The following is a 21,469-nucleotide window of genomic DNA, read 5'->3' on the forward strand; positions in this document are numbered from 1 at the left end:
GTAGCTGGGGGGTCCACGGTTCGGGTTCGCCGGGCTGGCCGGGTATCTGGACTGACGCCGGGTTTCCGGGGGGGGGGGGGGGGGGGCGGCCTGCCGGCCCCCCACCCCCGTCGAGCTAGGTGCGGTGCCGAAGGATCAGAAGATGCTGATGCCTCCGGTGCCACCGGCGCCGCCGAGGCCGCCGAACAGGCCGCCGAAGCCGCCCTTGCCGCCCTTGCCGCCGTTGCCGCCCTGGAAGACGCCGTCGCCGCCCCGGCCGCCCTTACCGCCGTTGCCGCCGACCAGAAGCCCGTCGCCGCCGTTGCCGGCGTTGCCGCCGCTGCCACCGAAGAGGCCGCTGCCACCGCCACCGCCGTTGCCGCCCTTGCCGCCGATGACGCCTTCACCGCCGCCACCGCCGCCGCCGCCACCGCCGCCGGAGAGGACGCCGTTGCCGCCCTTTCCTCCGTTGCCACCGGCGCCGCCGGTACCGAGGACGCTGCCCCCGCCGGAGCCGCCGGAGCCGCCACCGCCGCCGATGAAGCCGCCGCCGCCCTCGCCGCCGTCCCCTCCGGCGCCACCGGCGGCCGGGAGAGCGGTGGCCACGTGGGCGGGGGCCGGAGCCGCCGTCGCCATGGAGGCCGGAATGAGAACCCCTCCCGAGATCATGGCGGCCGATGCGACCAGGGTCGCGAAGCGGAATCCACGACGGTTGGTGCGGACGACGTTGTTGGTGCGAGTCTTACGGTTCATGACCTTCTCCTATGGGTTACGTGTCCCGGATATCCGGGACGGTGAGGTAATTCGGGGAGAGGAGGAATTCCTTGGAGAGGCTTTCCGTCTCTTCCTTCTGCCTCAAGTAAGCCCCGGGCGGGGCATCCGGGTCATGTTCCGGAAACTCGGGACTTGACACCCTCCGCACCAGCGGTTAAAAGGCCGGGAGGACCCGTGAGGTCAGATGCCCCGGCGCTTGCCGTACGCGACCACGGAGACCCAGAGCATCGCCGTGACGGCTCCGACGGCCAGGGTCAAGGTGCCCGCCCGGCCACCGCTCATCGCCCAGCCGTTGCCGAGCAGGAGGGCCGTACCGGCGATCCGGGAGGCGATCGCGTACCGGCGGTTCCCTGCGCGGCCGAAGTGCCGGCCCAGGACGTAGCAGGCGGCGATCAGCGAGGTGAAGGTGACCGACCCGGCGGCGAAGTGGGCGTAGCTGTGCCAGGTGAGCGTGGCGGTCTCCGCGGAGGGGGCGCCCAGGGGGAACCCGTCGAGCGGGTCCATGACGAAGGCTCCCGCGGCGATCATGCCGATGCCGGCGATCCGAACCAGGCGCGGCGCCCAGGTGCCTCCCGGGGTTCCGCGCAGGGCCCGGCGCAGGCCGCCGGCCCCGAGGGCGAGGAGGGCTCCGGCGAGCAGGAAGTTGGTGATCTGGAGCCAGCCGAGGCTGCCGTTGCTCAGGGCGCTCAGCGGGTGGCGGGTGATGTCGAAGCCCTGGCGGGTCGCGGCCTGGGTCAGGGAGACGAAGGCCCACAGCGGGGAGGCCGCGACCGCACAGGCGAGGAGGGAGCGGGTGACGGCGGAGGTTCGGGAGGACGGGGACGGGGACGGGGCCGAGGACGGAGCGGAGGAGACGGTGCCGGCGGGCGTCGGGATCCGGGTCTGAGCGGGGGTCTGGGCAGTCATGGCGGGTACCTCTCGGGTTCGTCTCGGGCGGCTGGGCTCTGGTTCGGTTCTCGCTGCTACGTCGAACGGCCGATGTGACAGGGAATCGGCGCGTTCCCTGTCACATCGGCCGTTCGACGTGTAGGCAAGGTGCGGGCAGCAGCTCGGCACCGCGAGACGAGGAGTCCCCATGCGCTACCTGATGACGACGAAGCCCTCCGACACCGCCCCCGACGAGCGGCTGTACGCCGAGATGGGGAAGTTCATCGAGGAGCTGACCGCGGCCGGCGTCCTGCTGGCCACGGGCGGCCTGGAACCGGGCGGCATCCTGGTGGCCTCCGCCGGTGAGGAGATCACCGTGACGGACGGGCCGTTCACCGAGGCCAAGGAGGCCGTGGCCGGTTTCGCGCTGATCGAGGTCCGCTCCAGGGAGGAGGCGATCGAGCTGGCCCGCCGCTTCCGCAGGATCGTCGGTGACGGCGAGAGCGTGGTCCAGCAGGTCTTCGGCCCCTGATTCCGTGCCCGACATCTCGCGGACGGTCGACGCGGTCTGGAAGCTCGAATCGGCCAAGATCATCGCCACACTGACGCGCCTGGTGCACGACGTGGGCCTGGCCGAGGAGCTGGCCCAGGACGCGCTCGTCGCCGCGCTCGAACAGTGGCCGGACGCCGGGGTCCCGGACAACCCCGGCGCCTGGCTGACGACCACCGCCAAACGGCGGGCGGTCGACCACATCAGGCGCTCCCGGCTGCTCGCGGACAAGCAGGGGCGGCTCGCCCGCGAGCGGGCGGACCTGGAGGAGCAGCAGGAGGGGCCGGACCGGCAGGAGCCCGAGCAGGACGACGTCCTGCGCCTGATGTTCCTCTCCTGCCATCCCGTGCTGCCGACCCGGGACCGTGCGGCGCTCACGCTCCGGCTGCTGGGGGGTCTGACGGCCGAGGAGATCGCACGGGCCTTCCTCCTCACGGCTGCCGCCGTCACCCGGAGCATCGCCGACGCCAAGCGGACACTGGCGGAGCACCGCGTGCCCTTCGACCTGCCGGAGGACTCGGAGCTGCCCGAGCGGCTGTCCTCGGTACTGGAGGTCATCTACCTGATCTTCAACGAGGGGTACTCGGCCACCTCCGGCGACGATCTGATGCGCCCGGGGCTCTGCCTCGAAGCGCTCCGGCTGGGCCGGCTGCTGGCCGAGCTGGCGCCGCGGGAGGCCGAGGTGCACGGCCTGGTCGCCCTGATGGAGATCCAGGCCTCCCGTGCGGCGGCGCGCACCGGGCCCGCGGGCGAGCCCGTCCAGCTCCACGAGCAGAACCGGGGCCGCTGGGACCGGCTGCTCGTCCGGCGCGGCTTCACCGCGATGCTGCGTGCGCGGGAGGCCGGCGGGGTCCCCGGCCCGTACGTGCTGCAAGCGGCGATCGCCGTGTGCCATGCGCAGGCGCGCACCGCCGAGGAGACCGACTGGGTGCAGATCGCGGCCCTGTACGGGGCCCTGGCGCGACTGCTGCCGACGGCGGTGGTCCAGCTCAACCGGGCGGTGGCCCTCGGCATGGCGCACGGGCCGCAGGCCGGCCTCGATCTGGTCGACTCCCTGGTCGCCGATCCCGTGCTCCGCGACTACCACCTCCTCCCCAGCGTGCGGGGCGACCTGCTGCTGCGCCTGGGCCGCGGCCCGGAGGCGCGGCTGGAGTTCCTCCGGGCCGCGGCGCTCGCCAGGAACGCCGCCGAGCGCGCCTTCCTGAACCGGCGCGCGCAGGAGGTGCCCGCCCCCGGCGGCCCGGGCGGTCAGCCGCCGGGTCCTGCCCTCGGCGGGGCCGCGGAGGCCTTCCTGGCCCGGGCGGATCTGGACGCGGCGACGGTGCGCTCGTACGGCCAGACCATGCGGCGGCTGCGCCTGGACCTCGGCGACGCCGCGCCGCTGTCCGGGCTGACGGCCGGCGAGGTGGCCCGGGTGTGCACGGCCGCCTGGGGCGGTGCGGCGGCCGGGACCTGGAACCGGCACCGCTCGGCCGTACGCTCCTTCGGCGCCTGGGCCGGCCTCGACGACCTCGCGGCCGGCCTGGAGCGGCGCCCCGGGACCCGCCTCCGGGCGCCCGCACTGGACCCCGTACGGCTCGACGCACTGTGGGAGGACCCCGAAGTGCCGCTGCGGGAGCGGACGTTGTGGCGGCTCCTGCACGAATCGGCGGCGGGGGTGAAGACCGTCCTGTCCCTGAACGTGGAGGACCTGGACCTTGAGGACCGCCGGGCCCGCGCCGGCCGGACCTGGGTGAGCTGGCGCTCCGGGACGGCCCGCCTCCTGCCCCCTCTGCTGGCCGGCCGCACCCGGGGCCCGCTGTTCCTCTCCGAGCGGCGGCCGGGACCGGCCCGGCCTCCCGGTCCGGCCGACCTGTGCCCGGAGACGGGCCGGCGCCGCCTGTCCTACGAACGGGCCGAGTACCTCTTCAAGCAGGCCACCAGGCCCCTGGACCCGGCCCACGAGGGCTACACCCTGCGCCGCCTCAAACCCGGTCCGCGAGATCGGGATACGGCGCAGGGCTCCCGCCGCCTCCAGGGGGAGGACGCCTGAAGGGTCGCGTCCGGCCGTTCAGCCCTGGAGGGCTTCCATCCGGTCCAGGAGGGTGGCCAGCAGTGCGGACCGGGCCTCCTCCGCACGCGTCACCAGCTCCCGCAGCCGCCGCCTGTCCTCCGGGCCCAGGGCGGTGCCGAGGTCCCGGGCGCGAAGGGCCTCGCCCACGGCGAAGCCGGCCGCGTCCAGGGAGATGACGATGCCCGGGCTGCCCTGGGAGGGGCCCGGCCCGCTTCGGCGGGGCCACCTCCATCGGCTCGGGCGCTGCCGCAGCCCGCGCATGGCCTCCATGCTGGCGGCGGACTGCGCGAGGCGGAGTCCGTCGATCGTGGTCATGTCCGCCGCCTCCGTGACGGCGTTGCGTGCCACCTGCCAGCCGGCCATGAAGGTGTCCCTGGGGTCCGGCCGGCCGGATTCCAGGCCTTCCACCGCGTCCGACAGGCACTTCAGCGCCTCGCGGGTGCTCTTGCGCAAGGCGATGAGCCGGCGCAGCTCCTCCTCGGCACGCGAGCGCCGTCGGATGCGTTCCGCCGTTCTGGTCTGCAGCGCCGACGAGAACAGGGTGGCCCCCGCACCCAGTACGGCTCCCCCGACCACGCCGATCAGAGCGTAGAGCTCTGCGTTGTCTGCCATACGGGCATCCTCACGAAGGGGCGGCCGCCTGTCAGGGAGTTCACGAAGTCGAGGGCGGCGGTCCGCACCGGACCGTGGCCACGTGTGCGAAAGGGAACCACAGGATGATGTGTACGTGTCACTGTGTCCGTCCGTGAGGACGGCGCCGCATTCGGGGGAGGCTTGGTGGCCGGCGACAGGAGCACCGACGGCTTAGGCAAGCAGAAGGCCGTGTTCGTGGGCCCGCACCAGTTGCTGCGGCAGCTGGGCTCGGGCGGGATGGGGGAGGTCTACCTGGCCCGGTCACCCGGGCTGCGACTGCTCGCGGTGAAGGTGATCAGGGCCGAGTACGCCGAGGACCCGCAGTTCCAGCGCCGCTTCCGGCAGGAGGTCGAGGCCGCACGGCGGGTGACCGGCTTCCACACGCCGCCCGTGGTGGATGCGGAAGCGCGCGGTCGCCGTCCCTGGATGGCCACGTCCTACCTGCCCGCGCCGGACCTCGGCGAGGCGGTCCTGCGGTTCGGCACCCTCGGCGAAGCGGGGACCCGGGCCCTGGGCGCGGCCCTCGCCGAGGCGTTGGCCGCGATCCACGCGGCGGGGGTGGTGCACCGTGACCTCAAACCGGGCAACGTGCTCATCGCGCGGGACGGTCCGCGCGTCATCGACTTCGGGATCAGCCGCGCCTTCGACGCCGTGCACCTGACCCGGACCGGCATGGTGTGCGGCACGCCCGGGTACGTCGCCCCCGAACGCATCGTCGCCGACTCCGCCACCACCGCCGCGGCCGACGTGTTCTCGCTCGGCTGCCTCCTGGTCTACGCGCTCACCGGGCGCACGCCGTTCGGCGACGGTGAACCCGCGCACGTCAACCGGCGGGTGGTGTACGAGGAGCCGGACCTCACCGGAGTACCGGCCTCGCTGCTCCCCCTGGTGGCCTCCTGCCTGGCCAAGGACTCCGCCCGGCGCCCCACCGCGCCGGCGGTGCTCGCCGCACTGGCCCCGGCCGATCCGGCGGCGCTGCTGAGCCCGTGGCTGCTCGCCGACCTCGACGCCCGGGAACGGCAGGCCGAAGCCGACCTGGGCGCACCGCCGGCCGATCCGCCCGCGCTGCCGGTGCGGACGTGGCACTCGCTCAGCCGCCGCGGCCTGTTGGGGCTCGGCGCCGGCCTCGGCGCGGGAGTGGCCGGCGCCGTCGGCGTACCACTGCTGCTCACCCGTAGCGCCCGCCGGGCCGGTGGCCGGACTCCGGTGGGCAAGGACGTCGACGCGTGGGGCCCCGAAGCGGCGGATTCCGGTACGCCGCCTGCCGCTCCGGCGCCGCTGTGGAGCGCTCCGGTGAGCGGCGTGACGATCACTCACCAGCTGTCCGTGCTGGGTGCCACCCCGGTGTGGTGGAGCCAGGGGCAGGGCGCGGTCGCCTACGACGGGGCAACGGGGCGTCAGGCCTGGTCCCGGCAGGACGTGCAGTGCTTCCAGGTGCAGGACGACCTGATCTACGGGACGTCCCCGGGTTTCGCGAACCTGGTGTGGCTGAACTCCGGGGGCGAGAGCCACCAGGGCCCGCTGACCGTGCCCGCCGATCAGCTCGGCAACGCCGCGATGAGCCTGCGGACCTTCGGCGCGGACGGCCGGACGGTGGTGCTCGCCCGTCAGACCTCCACCACCGGCGGTGGAGTCGTGACCGGGACCGAGCTGAGCAGTGGGGCAGTGCTCTGGCAGCAGGAGATCACCCAGAACCTGGCCGTGTTCACAGCCCGCGAGATGGAGCAAAGACTGAGCGGTTCCGGCAGCTCGATGGGCCTGGTCGCCGACGGCCGCTGCTACTACGAGGACGGCAACGTCATCCACGCGGTGGACCTGCGCACCGGCGCGCCCCGCTGGCAGGTCACGGGCCTCGCATCCGGGAATCCCGGGGTACCCACGCGGCTGCTGCGCACCGGCGAGCTGCTAGTGCTCGTGCACGGCCTCGCGGTCACCGCTCTGGACCCGGCCACCGGGCGGCATCGCTGGACGGCTCCCGCCGTCCCGCAGACGGTCTTCGGCTGCGCGCTCGGCGCCGGCCGACTGCTGCTCTCCGGGAACGAGGGCACCGCTTACTGCCTGGACGTCACGACCGGCAAGGGGTTGTGGCACACCACCGTGGGTGCGGCGACCGGGATGGGAACGGACCATCACGCACCGTCGGCCGGAGACGGTTTCTTCGCCGTGCCCCTGCAGGACGGATCCTCCGGCGCGGCCGTCCTGGACGCCGCCGACGGCACGATCCGCTGGGTGGCGAAGGCCCCCTCCGACGAGGGCATGTGGACCACCGCGGCCAAGGGCGGAACGCTCTTCTGCGGGTCCGCCACCACGCTGCGCGCGTTCCGCGCAAGCGCCGCATGAGCACGCGGACCATCGGGCCGTACCGCGCCCTGCGCAGGCTCGGCGCGGGCGGCATGGGCGACGTCTACCTGGCCACCACCGACAGCGGACGTCCCGTCGCGGTGAAGACCGTGCGGCAGGAGTACGCGGCCGACGCCGGCTTCCGGCGCAGGTTCACCCAGGAGGTGGCGGCGGCCAGGGCGGTCAACGGGGCCTACACCGTGGCGGTGGTGGATGCCGACACCGAGGCGGACATTCCCTGGCTGGCAACGGAGTTCGTCACGGGCCCGTCGCTGCACGAGGCCGTGGCGCGACACGGCCCGCTCACCGGGTCCGCGTTGCAGGTACTGGCGGCGGGGCTGGTGGAGGCGCTGACCGCGATCCACCGTGCCCTGATCATCCACCGCGACCTGAAGCCCTCGAACATCCTGCTCACCCGGGACGGTCCGAGGGTCATCGACTTCGGCATCAGCAAGCCGACGGCCGACGCGCTGCCCACGGCGGGCGGCGAGCTCGTCGGCACCCCCGGGTTCATGTCTCCCGAACACGCGGCGGGTGAGGAACTCACCCCCGCCAGTGACCTGTTCTCGCTCGGCGCCGTCCTGGCCTACGCCGCCACCGCCCGTCCGCCCTTCGGCGAGGGGCCGGCCGCGGTACTGGTCTACCGCTCCGCCGAGGAGCCCCCGGACCTCGACGGAGCACCACCGGAACTGGTGGGGCTGCTGGTGCGCTGCCTGGACCGGAACCCGGCCCGACGGCCCGCACCGGCCGAACTCGCCGCGGCCTTCCGGTACGGTCCGGCGGTCGGCACCGACTGGATGGGCGAGGCCGAGCGGACCGTGCGCCGCCGCGAACGGGACCTGGCCCGGGTGCTCAAGGACCCGAACGGCACCCGGCGCCGCCTGCTCCTCCTCGGCGGAGCCCTGCTCGCCACGACCGCCACGGGAGGCACCGCCCGGGCACTGTGGCCCGGTCAGGACGGCAGCCGGCCCCCGAAGACCTGGTCGGTCACGCTCCCCCGGGCCGGCATGGCCCCCGTCGGCTGCGGACCGGAGGCGGTGGTGTGCGCGGACCGCACCGGGGCGGCCGGCTACGCCCGCACCGACGGGCGCACGCTGTGGAGCAGTACCGCGGATACCGGCATCCTCCCGGTCGGCGACGGCAGCCGGGTGTGGACCGTCGATTCGGCCGGCGTGGTGCAGGCGCGCGACGCCCGCGACGGCACGACGCTCTGGCGTTCGGCCGACGCCGCTCCGGGCGCACAGTCGGTGGCCCTGCCGATGCCCGGCCTGCTGCTGGTCACCGGTCAGGGCGGCGCGCTGCACGCCTACGACGCGAACGGCGGGAGCACGCTCTGGACCGGCCCCGCGCTCGGCACCATCTTCCGCCTTCAGGGCATGGCCTCGGCGGATCTGCTGGTCCTCATGCTCCTCTCCGACCGGATCACGAGCGGCACGGTCCGCTTCACCGCACTCGACCGCGCGACCGGGCGGCAGCGCTGGTCACTCGACGCCCAGGACCTGTACGCGCCGCCGACCGGCAGCACCTTGTACGCCCTCACCCCGGACCTGGCCCTCGCCGCGGTGGACGGCAAGGACGGCTCCACCGTATGGAGCCGTCCCAGCGGTCTGTCACAGGCCGCCGCGAACGCGTCCTACGTCGACTTCCGGACCGCGCTCTCCCTCCGCCAGGGCGTGCTCACCTGCGTACCCCCCGCATACATGACGCCCCCGGACTACCCGGTCGCCACGGCGGCGTTCGACCCCGCCCAGGGCGCCCCGCTCTGGAGCGGCCGGCACACGGGCCCCGTCGACGGGAGCGCCGACGCCGCAGGGGTGCTCGTCCTCGGCGGACCACGGGGCGCGTCCGGTACCGACCTGCGCACCGGGCGCACCATCTGGACCCGGCCGTCCCCCCAGGGCGCTGCCACCGTGCGGGGCTCCTCCGGGAAGCTGGTCCTCCTCACCGCACCCACCACCGCCGGCGGGATCACCCTGCAGGCCCTCACCGCCGGCGACGGTGCCCGCCAGTGGCAGCAGACCTTCGCCCGGCAGCCGGACGACCCGCAGGTCCTGCTCCAGGACTCGGCCCTGCTGGTCGGCTACGGGACGACGCTGACCGCCTATCACCTGCCCAGCAGCTGACCGCATCCGAAGGGTTCACCACGAGATGGCCGACACCGAGGACACCCCGCCCGCGCGCCAACACCTGCCGACCGTGCCACCCACCCGCGTGCTGCCGGAGCAGCCCACCCCGGCCACCCTCCCGGATCCGGCCGACCTGCGCCCCGTCGGCCCCGCCCGGCGGTGGACCTGGTTGCTCGCCGGCCTCGCCGCCGGGGCGGGCGCCATCGCCCTCGCGCTGAGCCTGGTCGCCAACCTCACCGACCCGGCCCCGGCCGCCGCACCGGCCGCCGGGGTGACCGCGACCGGCGCTCCGCCGACCCAGCCCCACACCACGCTGGTCGACGGCTGTGCGCTGCTGCGGCCTGAGACGGTCGAGCGCCACATCAAGGGGGCCACCTGCATCGCGTCGCCAAGCAGTGGTGGGGCTTCGTCGAGAGGGACTTGGACGAGCAAGCAGGCCGGCTACGCCGACATGGAGGTCGAGATCGTGCTGTCCCCGTCGGCCGAGAGCATCTACCAGGAGACCCTGACCCTCGACCGCACGACGGCGACCACCACCGGCGCGAAGATCACCGACGACCGGTCCGTGCCCGGCCTCGGCGACAAGGCCACCCTCCTCTACACCGACTACGGCAGCAGTGGCCGTGTCAGCCTCTCGGTGCTCCAGAAGAACGCGCTCATCGGCGTCGAGTACTCCGGATTCACCTCCTCCGGCCTGACCGTCAAGAACATTCCCCGCGACATCGCCGAGGCGGCCGCCATCGCCTGTGCCAAGGACGCACTCGCCACGCTCACGACGCCGTGAACGGGGTATCCGGCCGGCGGGGGCGGGGGGTCAGCCGAAGCGGCCCTGGACGTAGTCCGAGGTGCGCGGGTCGGCGGGGGTGGAGAACATGGCCTGCGTGGGGCCGTGTTCCACGATCTGGCCGGGCGTGCCCTGTTCCGCGAGGAAGAAGGCGCACTGGTCGGAAACCCGGGCCGCCTGCTGCATGTTGTGCGTCACGATCACGATGGTGACCTCGTCGGCCAGCTCGCGGACGGTCTCCTCGATGCGGCGCGTGGACGTGGGGTCCAGGGCCGAGCAGGGTTCGTCCATGAGCAGGATCCGCGGCCGGACCGCGAGGGAGCGGGCGATGCACAGGCGCTGCTGCTGGCCGCCGGAGAGCGCGCCGCCCGGCTGGCGCAGCCGGTCCTGGACCTCCTTCCACAGCCCGGCCTTGGTGAGGCACTCCTCCACCAGCTCGTCCTTCTCCGCCGCCGAGGCACGGGTGCCCGTCAGCTTGAGGCCGGCCGTGACGTTGTCGTAGACCGACATCGCGGGGAAGGGGTTGGGCTTCTGGAAGACCATGCCGATCCGGCGGCGGGCGTCGGTGAGGCGGCGGCCGCGGGCGTAGACGTCCTCGCCGTCGAGGAGCACCTCGCCGGCCAGTTCGGCGCCCGGGATCAGCTCGTGCATCCGGTTCAGGATCCGCAGGAAGGTGGACTTCCCGCAGCCCGAGGGGCCGATCAGGGCCGTGACCTGGCCGCCGGGCATCGACAGGGAGACCCGGTTGAGGACCTTGCGGCCGCCGAACCACGCCGAGATGTCGCGGGCGTCGAGGGTGGAGGCGCCGGTCGCGGGAAGCGCGGGAAGGGGGAGCGTCTGCGTGGTCATCACGGCCTCGTTCACAGGAGGTTGGGCAGGAGGAGGGCGGCCTGGTCGGCCAGCGCCAGGCCGAGGGCGGCCAGCACCGGGAAGCCGACCAGCCAGGTGTGCGCGCGGCCCCAGCGGATCCGCGCCCAGGCCAGTGCCGCGGCGGCGAGCAGCAGGGCCTGCGCCCACAGGACCAGCGGGAACCAGGCCGAGGTCTGGCTTGCGAGGGGGGCCTCGTCCGCGGCCAGCCGCCCCGGGGTGCGCCCGCCGGACTGCTGCACGGGCGTGGTGAGTTGGGCATCGACGTGGACCACGCCGTCGGGCATGTACGGGGTCCCGTCGGCGGTCATCAGGGTGAGCAGGGCCGCGTCCCCGGTGGGCCGGGCCGGCTGCGGGTCGCCCGCGCGGCGGACGCCCAGCACCTTGTACGTGTGCTCGCCCTGGCCGGTGACGACCAGGAAGGTCTCCCCGCGCTCCAGGTCCGCGATGTGGGCGAAGGGGCCGCCGTAGCCCGCCTGGCGGCCCATGAGGATGCTCGTTCCGGGCTGGCCGGGCAGGACCGTGTCGCGCCGGTGGCCCGGCCCGGAGGCCAGTACCCCGGAGGTGGTCGCCTCGCGGACCACCTCGCGCAGTCCGATCTGCGGGATCTCCAGCAGGGCGACGGGGGTACCGGGCTCGGTCGGCCCCAGCGGCGCGGTGGCGTTGGCGAGCCCTTCCCGCAGCTGTGCGTACCCCACCCGGCGGTCCCGCTCGTGCCGGAGGTGTCCGAGCGGGCCCACTTCCGCGACGAAGCCGAGGAGCAGGGCGCCCAGGATGGCCAGGGCCGCGCCGGTGGCCCACAGGCCGGGTGGGCCCGTACGCCCCGCCGGGGCCTCGGGGGCTCCGGCGGGGTCGGGGCGCACGTCCACCGGCGGGGTGGAGGTGGCTGTCATCGTGTCTTCTCCGAACGCGGATGTGGGTGCGGGTGCGGGTGCGGGTGCTGCGGGGATGCGGCGGGTGCGGTCGGCCGGCCGTGGAGGTCGGCCGTGGAGGTCAGTTGCCCGCGAAGGTCAGCAGGCCGCGGCGGCGGGCCCACCAGACGAGCCCGCCGCCGGTGACGACGAGGCCCGCGGAGAGCAGGCCGACCGCGGTGGCGTCGGCGCCGGTGTTGGCCAGGCCGCCGCCGGGCCCGCCGGATCCGCCGGCGGCTCCGCCCGAGACGTTGGTGGAGACGCCGACGCTGCTGCCGCCGCTCGTGGTCGTCCCCGTGGTGGCCGATGCGGACGGGGAGGCGGACTCGGTCGGGGTCGGGGTCGGGGACGCCGAGTCGGAGGGGGTCGGCGTCGGCGTGGGGGTGGGTGTGGCCGTCGGAGTCGGGCTCGGCGTCGGGGTGGGCGTCGGGGTCGGCGTCGGGTTCCCGGTCGCCGGGTCCGTGGTGCGGTACTCGGTGGTGGAGGTGAACCACAGGGAGGCGGCGAACGTCCCGTAGGTGTCCGTTCCGAAGGCCTTGCGGCACACGACCGTCAGGTCGTAGCGGCCTTCGAGGGTGGTGAAACCGGCCTGGCTGGCGTAGTCCCGCATGGTCATCGTCAGCGGGACGCTGATGCCGCCCGATGCCGCCGGCGGGTACGTGCTGATGGGCGAGTTGCCGACCACGTTGAGGCCCTCGGCCGGGAAGCCCTTGCCGGCCACCGTGACCAGGATGTTCGTGGAGGGCTCCGGGCAGGCGGCCGACGTGGTCACGTCGATGCTGCTGCCGTCAGTGCCGGTGGCGGGGTTGATCTTCGCCGAGCCGGCCGGGGCGGCGTGGGCCGCCGTCGGAACGGTCAGGGCCAGGCCCACGAGGGCGGCGGCCGCGGTCGCGGCGCCTGCCGCGGAGCGCCGGCCGGGACGGCTGAGACGGGTCAGGCGGGTGAACTGCACGAGGGGCTCCTTCTTGGCGTTCTGGCGTTCGTTCGTGTCCTGGGGGGCGGAGGTGGTGCGCCGGCGGGCCGAAACGGCGGCCGCGGCCCGGGCCAGGCGCCTGCGGCGCCACACCCACAGCCCGCCCCCGGTGATCACGAGGAGCAGCGCGAGCAGCGCCCACGGGACCGTCCACAGCGACACCGAACGGGTCAGGGAGGGGAGTTGGGGGTCCACTCCGTCGCGGGCGGCGACGGGCTGGACGGAGACCACGGCGGAGGACCGCAGCACCTGGGCCACCCCGTCGGCCTTGGCGGTGATCGTCAGCGAGGTGCCGGGCAGCAGGTCGCCCAGGTCCTTCGCGCCGTCCGCGGTGACGGAGGTGCCGAACAGGCCGTTGACGCGTACGGCCTGCCGGGCGCCGAGCCGTACGTTGCCGGTGTTGCGCAGGGTGTAGGTGACCGTCGCCGAGCCTTCGGAGAAGGGGTTCGCGGATCCTGCGTACGTGGCGGCGACCTGCTGGACCTCCAGGCGCGGGGTGAGGGTCCCGGCGGCGCGGACGTAGACGCGGGCACCGACCCGCTGGTCGAGCTTGACCTTGTTGCCCTGGCCGTCCTGGGCTCCGGCGGCGAGCGAGGCGACGATGCCTCCGGTGTGGTCCCCGGGGGTGACCTCGCGGGGGACGGTGACGGTGAAGGGGACGATGACGTTGCCCTTGGGCGGGACGGTCACCGTGTCCTTCTCCAGTTTGATCCAGCTGCCCGCGTCCTTCGGGGCCCGGCCGGCCGGGAGCAGGTCGAAGCCGCCGTCGAGGGTGTTGACCGCGTCGCTCGCGTAGACGGCGAGGGTGAGCGGTTCCTCGCCGTAGTTCCAGACGGCGATCCGGTCGCGCGTGGTGGCTCCGCCGGTGACCCCGTAGGAGAAGTGGGGCCGCGCGTCGGGCCCCTTCGGCCCGGCCGGCTGTACGCCGAAGGTGGACTTGCGGTCCTCGCCGGGAGCGGCCGGGGCCGAGTGAGCGGCCTGGGCCGGTGCCACGAGGACCAGCCCGAGCAGCGCGAGCAGGAGGGCGAGGACGGGGGCGGCCGCGGCCTGCGCGCCGGGGCGGCGGCCGCGCCGGGCGGCGGGGGCGGTGGGGTTCATGGCTCGGGCGTCCGATCCGGGGAAGGGGTGCGGTGGGTCCAGGCGTCGGGGGTGCGGTGGGTCCAGGCGTCAGGGGCGGGCCGGAGCGGGCCGCGGGGAAGGCGGGCCGCTCCGGCCCGGGGCTCATGCCTGGATCAGATGGCGGTGAGCGTGAGGGTGGCGGAGTACGTGCCGGCCACCGTGGAGGTCGGGACGTTCAGCGCCAGATCGGCGGTGACGTGCGCGGTGCCGAGGCCGGTGCCGTTGGCGAGCGTGCGGGCGGACTTGAGGCCCGCCGTGCCGGAGTCGGCGGCGGCCGCTCCGTGCGCGGCGGGGACGGCGGAGCCGGGCGTCACCGTCTGCGCGGGCGCCTTGTCGACGAGCTTCGGGCTCCAGCCCAGGTTCTGGCCGTTGATGGCGTGGGTGGCACCGTCGGAGAAGTCGGTGACCTGGCCGCTGACGGTCCAGCCCGGGTTGCCGGCGCGGGTGTCGGTGAGGGTGACCGGGTTGATGGAACCGGCCGTGGTCAGCAGGTCCCCGTCGGAGTTGAGCACCGGCGAGGGCAGGGTGACCTGCGGGTTGGCGACGCTGATGGCCAGCGCGCCCGAGGTGACGGTGGTGGTGATCGTCTCGGAGGCGGAGACACCGGTGAAGGCGCCCACCACGTACGGGATCGCGCCCGAGTCGGAGCCCAGGAAGGCGCCGGCGTCGGCCGGGACGAACACGGCGGTGAAGGAGTGGTTGCCCACCGGGAGGCTGCTGGTGTTCAGCACCGCGGTGCCGCCCGCCACCGGGACGGTGCCCAGGGTGACGGTGGAGCCGCCGACGGTGTCGGTGAACTTCACCGCGCCCGCCGCGCCCGCGGGGGTGACCGTGCCGGTCAGGGTCACCGGGCTGAACTGCGGCGCGGTGCCGGCCGGGGAGACGGCCAGGGCGGTGGTGGTCGTCGTGGCCGGGACGGCCGTGACCACGTAGGAGACGGCGGAGGAGGCCGAGCCGTTGTACGAGGCGCTCGCCGGCGTGAAGACGGCCGTCAGGCCGTGCGTGCCCGCGGTCAGGTTGGACGTGGTGAGCGCCGCGGTGCCGTTGTTCACGGTGACCGGGGTGCCCAGGTCGGCCGCGCCGTCCTTGAACTGTACGGTGCCGCCGGCGCCGGCCGGGGTGACGCCCGCGGTGAGGGTGACCGGGGTGCCCGCCTGCGCGGGACCGGCCGGGGTGACCGCGAGGGAGGTGACGGTGTCGGTCTTCACCGCCGGGTCGGTGTTCTGGTAGGTGGTGTTCGAGGTGAACCAGATCGCGCCGGTGTAGTCGCCGAGGCTGGTGCCGTTGAAGGCGGTCCGGCAGATCACGGTGAACTCGTACTTGCCCTGCAGGGTGGTGAAGCCCGCCTGGCTGGCGTAGTCCCGCATGGTGGAGGTCAGCGGGATGACCATGCCGCCGTTGGCGGCGGTCGGGTAGGTCGCGATGGGCGAGTTGCCGACCACGTTCAGGCCCTCGGCCGGGAAGCCGGAACCGTCCACCTTCACCAGCACGTTGGTGGCGTTGGCCGGGCAGGCGGCCGAGGTGGTGAAGGCGATGCCGGAGGTGTCCGCACCGGTCGCCGGGTTGATCTCGAGGGTGCCGATCGGGGCGGCGTACGCGGCGCCCGCCCCGGCCAGACCCGCCGCGAAGGCGGTGGTCACGGCGGCGACCCCCAGGGCCATGGTCCGCAAAACTCTGTTCTTCAGCACAACGTCTCCAGAATGTGAAGCTCGGGCGGCGATCAGGGTCAGGGGGTCTGCTTGGTGGTGTCGCCACAGTTCGGGCTGGTGGCGAAGCCGTACGTGTTGATCACCGAGGTCTGCTTGCAGATCTCGGAGTTGGGGCCGACGAAGACGGTGCTCCACGGCGCCGTGGCGACCTTGCCGGTCGGGATCACGTTGTAGACGTCGCGCTTCACGCCGAACCCGCTGTTGAGGACGGTAGGCGCCGTGCCGTCGACCGTGCCGAGGATGGCGCGGCCGCGCAGGTCCGCGATCGTCTGCGAGGACTGCGACTGGTACTGGGCGATGGAGAACGGCACGATCGACTTGTCGTCGAGGAGGCGGCCGTCGTGCTCCTGCACCGGGGTGGTGCCCTTCTTGTCCTTGATGCAGGGGTAGACGCCCGCGACGACATCGGCGTCCGTGATCCCCATCTGGGACTCCCAGAAGCTGCGGGTGCCCGAGCCGGCCTGCGGCAGGTACACCGTCATGGCGTAATTGGGGCCGGTACCTACGTAGTTCGGGTCGCAGTGGTAGATCGCCTTCAGGTCGGCGAGCGTCAGCTTGCGCGGGATCGCCGAACCGGGGGTGATGGCGTAGCTGACGCCGTCGACCGCGAAGGGCACGTAGGTCAGGCCGGGCGCCGCCGCCGCCAGGTTCAGCGAGGAGGACCGGGCGAAGTCCAGACAGCCGTTGTTCGCCTGGAGGGAGGTGAGCAGCGCGGAGCGGCCGGCGCCCGAGCCGTTGGGGCGGGCGAGGGTGCAGTTCGCGTTGACCGCCGGGTCCTTGGTGGTGATGTTGGCGGAGCCGGTGGCGTCGTAGGAGCCGATGACCTTCTGGCCGTTCACGGTGATGGCCGCGGCCAGGCCGTTCATGACGTCCTGCGTGGTGTCGGAGCCGACGCCGGAGAGCTGGCGGTACGGCGGCGGGCCCGACGGGTCGGCGGCGGCGAGGCCGGCCGCGGCGATGGTGGCCGCGAGAGCGACGGCCGAGACGCCGAAGGCGATTTTCTTCTTGTTCACTTGGGATGACCCCTCAGCTAGGCTGCGCGCGGGTGGTGCCCGGCGCGCGTGGGATGGAATTCCGTTGGCGCGGATTGGTCGGACGGTTGTCGCCGGGCATCACCTCCTTTCGTCGCGTGACACTCGTCGGTGCGATGCACGTTCGTGCGGGGCACGTCCATGCGGTGCATGTCCGTGCGGTGGTCGTCCGCGGGGTGCTCGTCCGTGCGGTGCCGGGACGGGATGCGGGAATCAGTCCGGGTCCGGCGGGCTCCAGTCCCTCGGGCCGGCCTTCTTGTGGGTCGCCCAGTCCGCCGGAAGGTCCGCGGGCCCGCCGGACGCCGCGGCCGCTCCCCCCGCAGCGCCGCGCAGCGAGCGCAGCCGGAGCAGGGCCCCGGGCAGGAACCGCGGGAGCACCGGTCCCGCGAAGGCGGCGAGGGCGCCGACCACGAGGCAGATCAGCAGGACGTTGCGGATGGCTCCGACGGCCCAGTCCGGGGTGGTCCCCGCCGCCTGTGCGGCCGGGGCGCCCGAGGTGCCGGTGGCGCCCGAGGCTCCCGCGGCTCCCGTGGCCGTGGCCGAGGCGCCGGGCGGGGCCGCCGCGGGGCCGGCTGCGGCCGCGCCGCCCGCCGCTGAGCCGGCGCCCGCCGTCGAGGCCCCGATGCCGGAGGTCCCCGTACCGGCCGGACCGGAGCCGCCGGCGGCAGGCCCGCCCGTGCCGGACGGCGTACCGCCCGCGGTGCCCGGGTCCGGGGCCGGGGCCGTGGGCTCCGGCGCCGGCTTCCGGCCCGCCTCGGTGCTCACCTTCTGCGCCGCGGCCCGGGTCTGGGCGCGCAGGGCCTCCGGCAGCGGGGCGTAGCCGTGCGGCAGGCTGCCCGCGGACACGCCGGGGGTCTGCCCCGGGCCGGCCGCGTAGGCCAGCATGGCGCCGTAGTCCCGGCCCTCCGCCCCGGTGAGGTCGGCGGGCACGGTGGCGGCGTAGGTGAGGACGGTGAGCGGGTACGCCGCCGGGTCCGCGGCCGCCGGGTCGGGTGAACTGATCCCGTCGGCCCCGGCCTTGCGGGCGTTCGCGGCGGCGATCAGCGCGGCCGGTTCGGGGGCCACGAACGCGCCGCCCGCGTTGAGGAGTTCGGCGCGCACCAGGCCGTAGCGGTCGGCGGTGGCGGTATCGGTGACGGCGAGCACGGCGCGCGAACCGGCGGGCTGCGGCGGGTCCTTCTTGTACGTGGGCGGGGTGGCCGTGGCGTCCCAGGAGGTGCGGGCCAGGGTGTCCCCGCGGCTCGCGGCGCGCGCGGCGGCGTGCATGTCGGTGGCGTAGGGGTGCTTGTCCTGGATGCAGAGCGGGGACTCCGGGTGCTCCAGCGGGAAGGGCTGGCAGTACGGGTCGCTCTTGGGGAAGGTGTCCAACGGCAGGGCCAGCCCCCGGTAGTTCGGGTTCACGGCCATGCCGGCGTACGAGGCGTCCCCGTGGGCGCCCGCGTTGTCGGGGGTGCCGTCGAGGAACTCCCGCGCGGCCGGGTCCCGGCCCACCCACTCCCACAGCTGGCGGGTGGTGTCGGCGAGCGGCTGCGGAACCAGGGCGTCCCCGAGCTTTCCGCCGAAGTCCAGCCCCGCGTATCCGGGGTTGTGCCGCATGAACTCCGGGTCGTGGCCCAGGTTCGCCGGGTTCTTCGCGGTGCTTTCGGCGAAGCGCGAGTTGCCGTCCTGGTAGGACTCGGTCAGCAGCTTCGCCACCAGCCGCGGGGTCAGCCGCAGGGCGCCGAGCCGGGTTCCGTTGCGGGCCCTGACCTCGGCGGGGGCCTGGAATCCGGCCTGGCTCTCGATGAAGAAGCCGATGGTGATGCCGGAGAGGGCCACGGGTGCGTAGACGGGCTTGCGGACGGGGTCGGCGGGCGCCGGCCGGCCGAGGAAGACCAGGCCTGGGGTGCCGGAGAGCAGTTTGACGCGGGCGGTCTCGTCGGGGACCTGGGCGTATCCGTAGATGGCCTTGCCGCCGGTCTGGCACAGGGCGGGCTGCCAGCGGGTGACGGCCTCGGCGGCCATCTCGCTGCCGAGGGTGCCGCGTTCCTCGGCGCCGATCGGGCAGTAGCTGCCGAGGGGTTCGAAGCCGAGCGGGACGACGATGCGCTGTTTCCAGTTGGCCGGGCTGAGCGGGGAGGACTGGAGCTGCCCGCCGGACTGTGCGGTGTACGGGCTGCCGTCGACCTCCTTCTCGCCGCGCGGCACGATCACCAGCCAGCAGCCGCGTCCGCCGACGGCGCCCTGGGGGCCGGTGACCGCGGAGCCGCAGCCGAGCCCGGGGGCCTCGACGGCTGTCTGGGCCTCGAACCACACCTCGCCGGCGCCGCGGGCGTTGGTGCGGGCGTAGGGGACCTCGTTGGTGCTGTTGACGTCGTAGAACTCGTTCCAGTTGCCCGGGCTGACCGGGTCCCCGCCCACCGCGCGGAAGGGGGCGTACGAGATCCCGCTCGGGGTGGCGGGCGGCAGCGGCTGGTGTTCCGCGTCCTGGAGGCCCGTGCCGTAGTTGAGCTGGCGGGTGTTGGTGTAGGCGCCGGCCTGGCTGCCGGCGCCCGCGCCGAGGGCGGAGGAACCGCCGAACTGGCACTGGTCGGCACCGGGGCCGGTGGGCTCGTCGCCCCAGCACTGCATGATCTGGAGGTAGTCGGCGCTGTAGGCGGTGTCGGAGACGGTGGGTTTGCCGCCGGTCCAGGAGATCTTGACGACCTGGCCGACGAGGTTGCGGGTCTGGCCGACCGTCACCTTGAGGTCGGCGAACTCGCCGGTCCCGGACACGGTGACCTCGGAGCCCTCCCCGCCGGCCGCGTACGCGGTCTGCGGGCCCAGGCCGCCGGGCCCGGAGGTGGCGACCACGGGGAGCAGCACGAGGCAGAGCGCCCCGAAGAGCAGCCGGATCCGGCGCTTGGCCGACGTGTTGCGCGGCGGCGTGCGCAGCGGCTCGTGCATCAGGAACCGCCTCCCGTGCGGCTGCGCCGCATCAGGCGCCGGGTGAGCAGCGGCGGGGCGACCGTGACGGCCAGCAGGAGCAGGGCGCCGAGCGCCATCAGGACGGTCTGCAGGGTCCCGCCGATGCCGGTCGAGGTGGTGACGGGGATCCCGAACAGGTCGGCCGCGCCCGCCGCGAGGGGCTGTCCGGTGACCGGGTCCACTCCCCCGCCGCCGTCCGCGCCGCCGCTGCCGTCACCCGTACCGCCGGCGGCGGCTGCCGCGCCGCTCCCGCCGACGGCTCCGCCGGAGCCGCCCGAGGCGGCCGCGCCCGCGGAGCCTCCCGTGGCCCCGCCGGAGCCCGCGGCCCCGCTGCCTCCCGTACCGCCGGTGGCCGCGCCGCCGGTGGCGCCGCCGGAGGCCGCCCCGCCGCCGCCCGAACTGCCGGTCTGGGTCGGCGTCTTGTTGCCGCCGGTGCCGGTCTCGCACTGGGTCGGGCCCTGCTTGTCGCAGGCGGCGGGCATCGGAGCGGTCTCCGCGAGGGTGTTCCTGCCGTCGGCCGAGAAGGTGGGGTTGCGGCAGTTCTTGATGTCGATGTTCGCCACGGTCACCCCGGGGATGCGACGCACCTGCTCCAGGCCGGCCTGGACGAGGTTGATGGGGAGCGGCGAGTAGCCGAGCCGGTCGACGGAGCGCTGGCCCTCGCAGAGGAAGTAGTAGGCGAAGGCGCCCAGCGCCTTGCCCTTCTGCGGGTTGAAGTTCGATTCCTGCGCCGTCGGGATGATCATGTAGCTGTAGCTGGAGAGCGGGTAGGTGCGCTGGTCGTCGCCCGCGTAGACCCCTTCCAGCTTCTGGGTGAGGTCGGCGGGGTCGATCTGCGCCCTGCCGAGGGAGACGGCGACGTTCTGGGCGGTGGGCTCGGTGTAGTAGCCCGACTTGTTGAGGACCTTGACGACCGGGAAGCCCGTCGTGGAGACCGCGTAGGAGTACTCCACGTAGGTGATGGTGCCGATGTTGCCCTCTTGGGCCACGTAGCCGGAGACGCCGTTGGAGCCGGACTGGCCGACGAACCCGCGGCCGGCGATGGTCGGGAAGTTGGACGTCTGCCCACAGGGGGTGGAGCGGCCGGCCTTGCCGCAGTAGGCGTCCCACAGGCCTCCGTGCTGCGTGCTCATCCACTTGGTCAGCTGGGCCGTCGTGCCCGAGCCGTCGGAGCGGACGACGGGGACGATCTTGCGGGCGGGGAGGGAGGCGGCGAGGCCCGGGTTGTCGGCCTTGATCGCCGGGTCGTTCCACGCGGTGATCACGCCGGTGAAGATCTTGGCGACGTTCTCGCCGGAGAGGCGGAGGTTGGTGACCCGGCGGTTGCCGATCTTGAGGTTGTACATGAAGGCCGTGCCGCCCGCGACGATGGGCATGTAGGCGAACTTCCGTGCGGGCGGCGGGTCCACGACCCCCGAGTCCTTGATCCCGTAGGGGATCTCGGAGACCGCGAAGTCGACGGTGCCGTTGCGGAACTGGTTGCGGCCGTCGGACGATCCCGTACCGCTGTAGTTGACCGTCATGCCGTACTGCTTGACGTTGGCCCGCCACTGGTCGAGGGCGTTCTGGCTCCAGGTGGAACCCGCGCCGGACACCGGTACGTAGCTCTCGGCGGCCGCCGGTACCGCGCCGGGCAGGGCCACGGCCAGCGCCGCCAGGAGCAGCGCGAGTCCGCGGCCGAGGAGGCGGCCGCGCCGGGCGGGTGCGCGCTCGCCCGAAGGGGCGCGCACGGGGTATGCCGGGGGTCGTCCGGGCATGGGTAACTCTCCTGATCGGTCACGGATCGTACGAATGGACACGGCGCGGA

At 74.0% G+C, this 21,469-nt stretch carries 15 protein-coding genes; 5 read left to right on the forward strand and 10 right to left on the reverse strand.

Annotated elements, in window-relative coordinates:
• Positions 1–135: 135 nt before the first annotated feature.
• Both ACIA8F_RS25170 and ACIA8F_RS25175 read right to left on the reverse strand, forming a co-directional pair.
• Positions 136–732: a hypothetical protein gene (locus ACIA8F_RS25170; protein WP_399382015.1), complete on the reverse strand. Its 597-nt coding sequence runs from the start codon at positions 730–732 to the stop codon at positions 136–138.
• A gap of 201 nt (positions 733–933) precedes the next feature.
• Positions 934–1,659: a DUF998 domain-containing protein gene (locus ACIA8F_RS25175; protein ID WP_399382017.1), complete on the reverse strand. Its 726-nt coding sequence runs from the start codon at positions 1,657–1,659 to the stop codon at positions 934–936.
• Between the two features lie 169 nt (positions 1,660–1,828).
• Between ACIA8F_RS25175 and ACIA8F_RS25180 the strand changes: the two genes are divergently transcribed.
• Together ACIA8F_RS25180 and ACIA8F_RS25185 are read left to right on the forward strand one after the other, a co-directional pair.
• Positions 1,829–2,152: a YciI family protein gene (locus ACIA8F_RS25180; protein ID WP_399382018.1), complete on the forward strand. Its 324-nt coding sequence runs from the start codon at positions 1,829–1,831 to the stop codon at positions 2,150–2,152.
• Between the two features lie 4 nt (positions 2,153–2,156).
• Positions 2,157–4,202: a sigma-70 family RNA polymerase sigma factor gene (locus tag ACIA8F_RS25185; RefSeq protein ID WP_399382019.1), complete on the forward strand. Its 2,046-nt coding sequence runs from the start codon at positions 2,157–2,159 to the stop codon at positions 4,200–4,202.
• An 18-nt stretch (positions 4,203–4,220) separates the two neighbouring features.
• Here the strand turns inward: ACIA8F_RS25185 and ACIA8F_RS25190 are convergent, their stop codons facing one another.
• Positions 4,221–4,835 (reverse strand): hypothetical protein, encoded by a 615-nt coding sequence (locus tag ACIA8F_RS25190; protein ID WP_399382021.1) that lies wholly within the window; start codon positions 4,833–4,835, stop codon positions 4,221–4,223.
• Between the two features lie 165 nt (positions 4,836–5,000).
• On the opposite strand from ACIA8F_RS25190, the gene ACIA8F_RS25195 reads away from it, so the two are divergent.
• The 3 genes from ACIA8F_RS25195 to ACIA8F_RS25205 are packed head-to-tail and all read left to right on the forward strand — an operon-like array spanning position 5,001 to position 10,106.
• Entirely contained in the window at positions 5,001–7,196 is a 2,196-nt protein-coding gene (locus tag ACIA8F_RS25195; RefSeq protein ID WP_399382022.1) for a protein kinase, read from the forward strand.
• Positions 7,193–9,319 carry a PQQ-binding-like beta-propeller repeat protein gene (locus ACIA8F_RS25200; RefSeq protein ID WP_399382024.1) on the forward strand — a complete coding sequence of 709 codons (2,127 nt, stop codon included), beginning with the start codon at positions 7,193–7,195 and terminating at the stop codon, positions 9,317–9,319. Before ACIA8F_RS25195 ends, ACIA8F_RS25200 begins: the two co-directional genes overlap by 4 nt.
• 25 nt (positions 9,320–9,344) lie before the next feature.
• Positions 9,345–10,106 carry a hypothetical protein gene (locus ACIA8F_RS25205; protein WP_399382026.1) on the forward strand — a complete coding sequence of 254 codons (762 nt, stop codon included), beginning with the start codon at positions 9,345–9,347 and terminating at the stop codon, positions 10,104–10,106.
• Between the two features lie 30 nt (positions 10,107–10,136).
• On the opposite strand, the gene ACIA8F_RS25210 is transcribed toward ACIA8F_RS25205, so the two are convergent.
• The 7 genes from ACIA8F_RS25210 to ACIA8F_RS25240 all read right to left on the reverse strand — a co-directional run bounded on the left by ACIA8F_RS25210 (position 10,137) and on the right by ACIA8F_RS25240 (position 21,419).
• Complete coding sequence (locus ACIA8F_RS25210) at positions 10,137–10,955, reverse strand: phosphate ABC transporter ATP-binding protein (protein ID WP_399382027.1); 819 nt, start codon at positions 10,953–10,955, stop codon at positions 10,137–10,139.
• Positions 10,956–10,966: 11 nt separating this feature from the next.
• Positions 10,967–11,866, reverse strand: coding sequence for a sortase (locus ACIA8F_RS25215; protein ID WP_399382028.1), 900 nt, complete (start codon positions 11,864–11,866; stop codon positions 10,967–10,969).
• Between the two features lie 100 nt (positions 11,867–11,966).
• Positions 11,967–13,955, reverse strand: a complete 1,989-nt coding sequence (locus ACIA8F_RS25220; RefSeq protein ID WP_399382029.1) for a WxL protein peptidoglycan domain-containing protein — start codon at positions 13,953–13,955, stop codon at positions 11,967–11,969.
• A 134-nt stretch (positions 13,956–14,089) separates the two neighbouring features.
• Positions 14,090–15,664 (reverse strand): Ig-like domain repeat protein, encoded by a 1,575-nt coding sequence (locus tag ACIA8F_RS25225; RefSeq protein ID WP_399382030.1) that lies wholly within the window; start codon positions 15,662–15,664, stop codon positions 14,090–14,092.
• Positions 15,665–15,702: 38 nt separating this feature from the next.
• The gene (locus ACIA8F_RS25230) at positions 15,703–16,698 is read right to left on the reverse strand and encodes a hypothetical protein (protein ID WP_399382032.1); all 996 of its coding nucleotides are present in this window, start codon (positions 16,696–16,698) and stop codon (positions 15,703–15,705) included.
• 231 nt (positions 16,699–16,929) lie between these two features.
• The gene (locus ACIA8F_RS25235) at positions 16,930–19,641 is read right to left on the reverse strand and encodes a hypothetical protein (protein ID WP_399382033.1); all 2,712 of its coding nucleotides are present in this window, start codon (positions 19,639–19,641) and stop codon (positions 16,930–16,932) included.
• On the reverse strand, positions 19,641–21,419 hold the full coding sequence (locus ACIA8F_RS25240; protein ID WP_399382034.1) for a phosphate ABC transporter substrate-binding protein PstS: 1,779 nt from the start codon (positions 21,417–21,419) through the stop codon (positions 19,641–19,643). The genes ACIA8F_RS25235 and ACIA8F_RS25240 overlap by 1 nt, the downstream gene beginning before the upstream one ends.
• Positions 21,420–21,469: the final 50 nt, after the last annotated feature.

It is taken from the genome of Streptomyces sp. NPDC051563 (assembly GCF_044454225.1).
Lineage (GTDB): Bacteria > Actinomycetota > Actinomycetes > Streptomycetales > Streptomycetaceae > Streptomyces.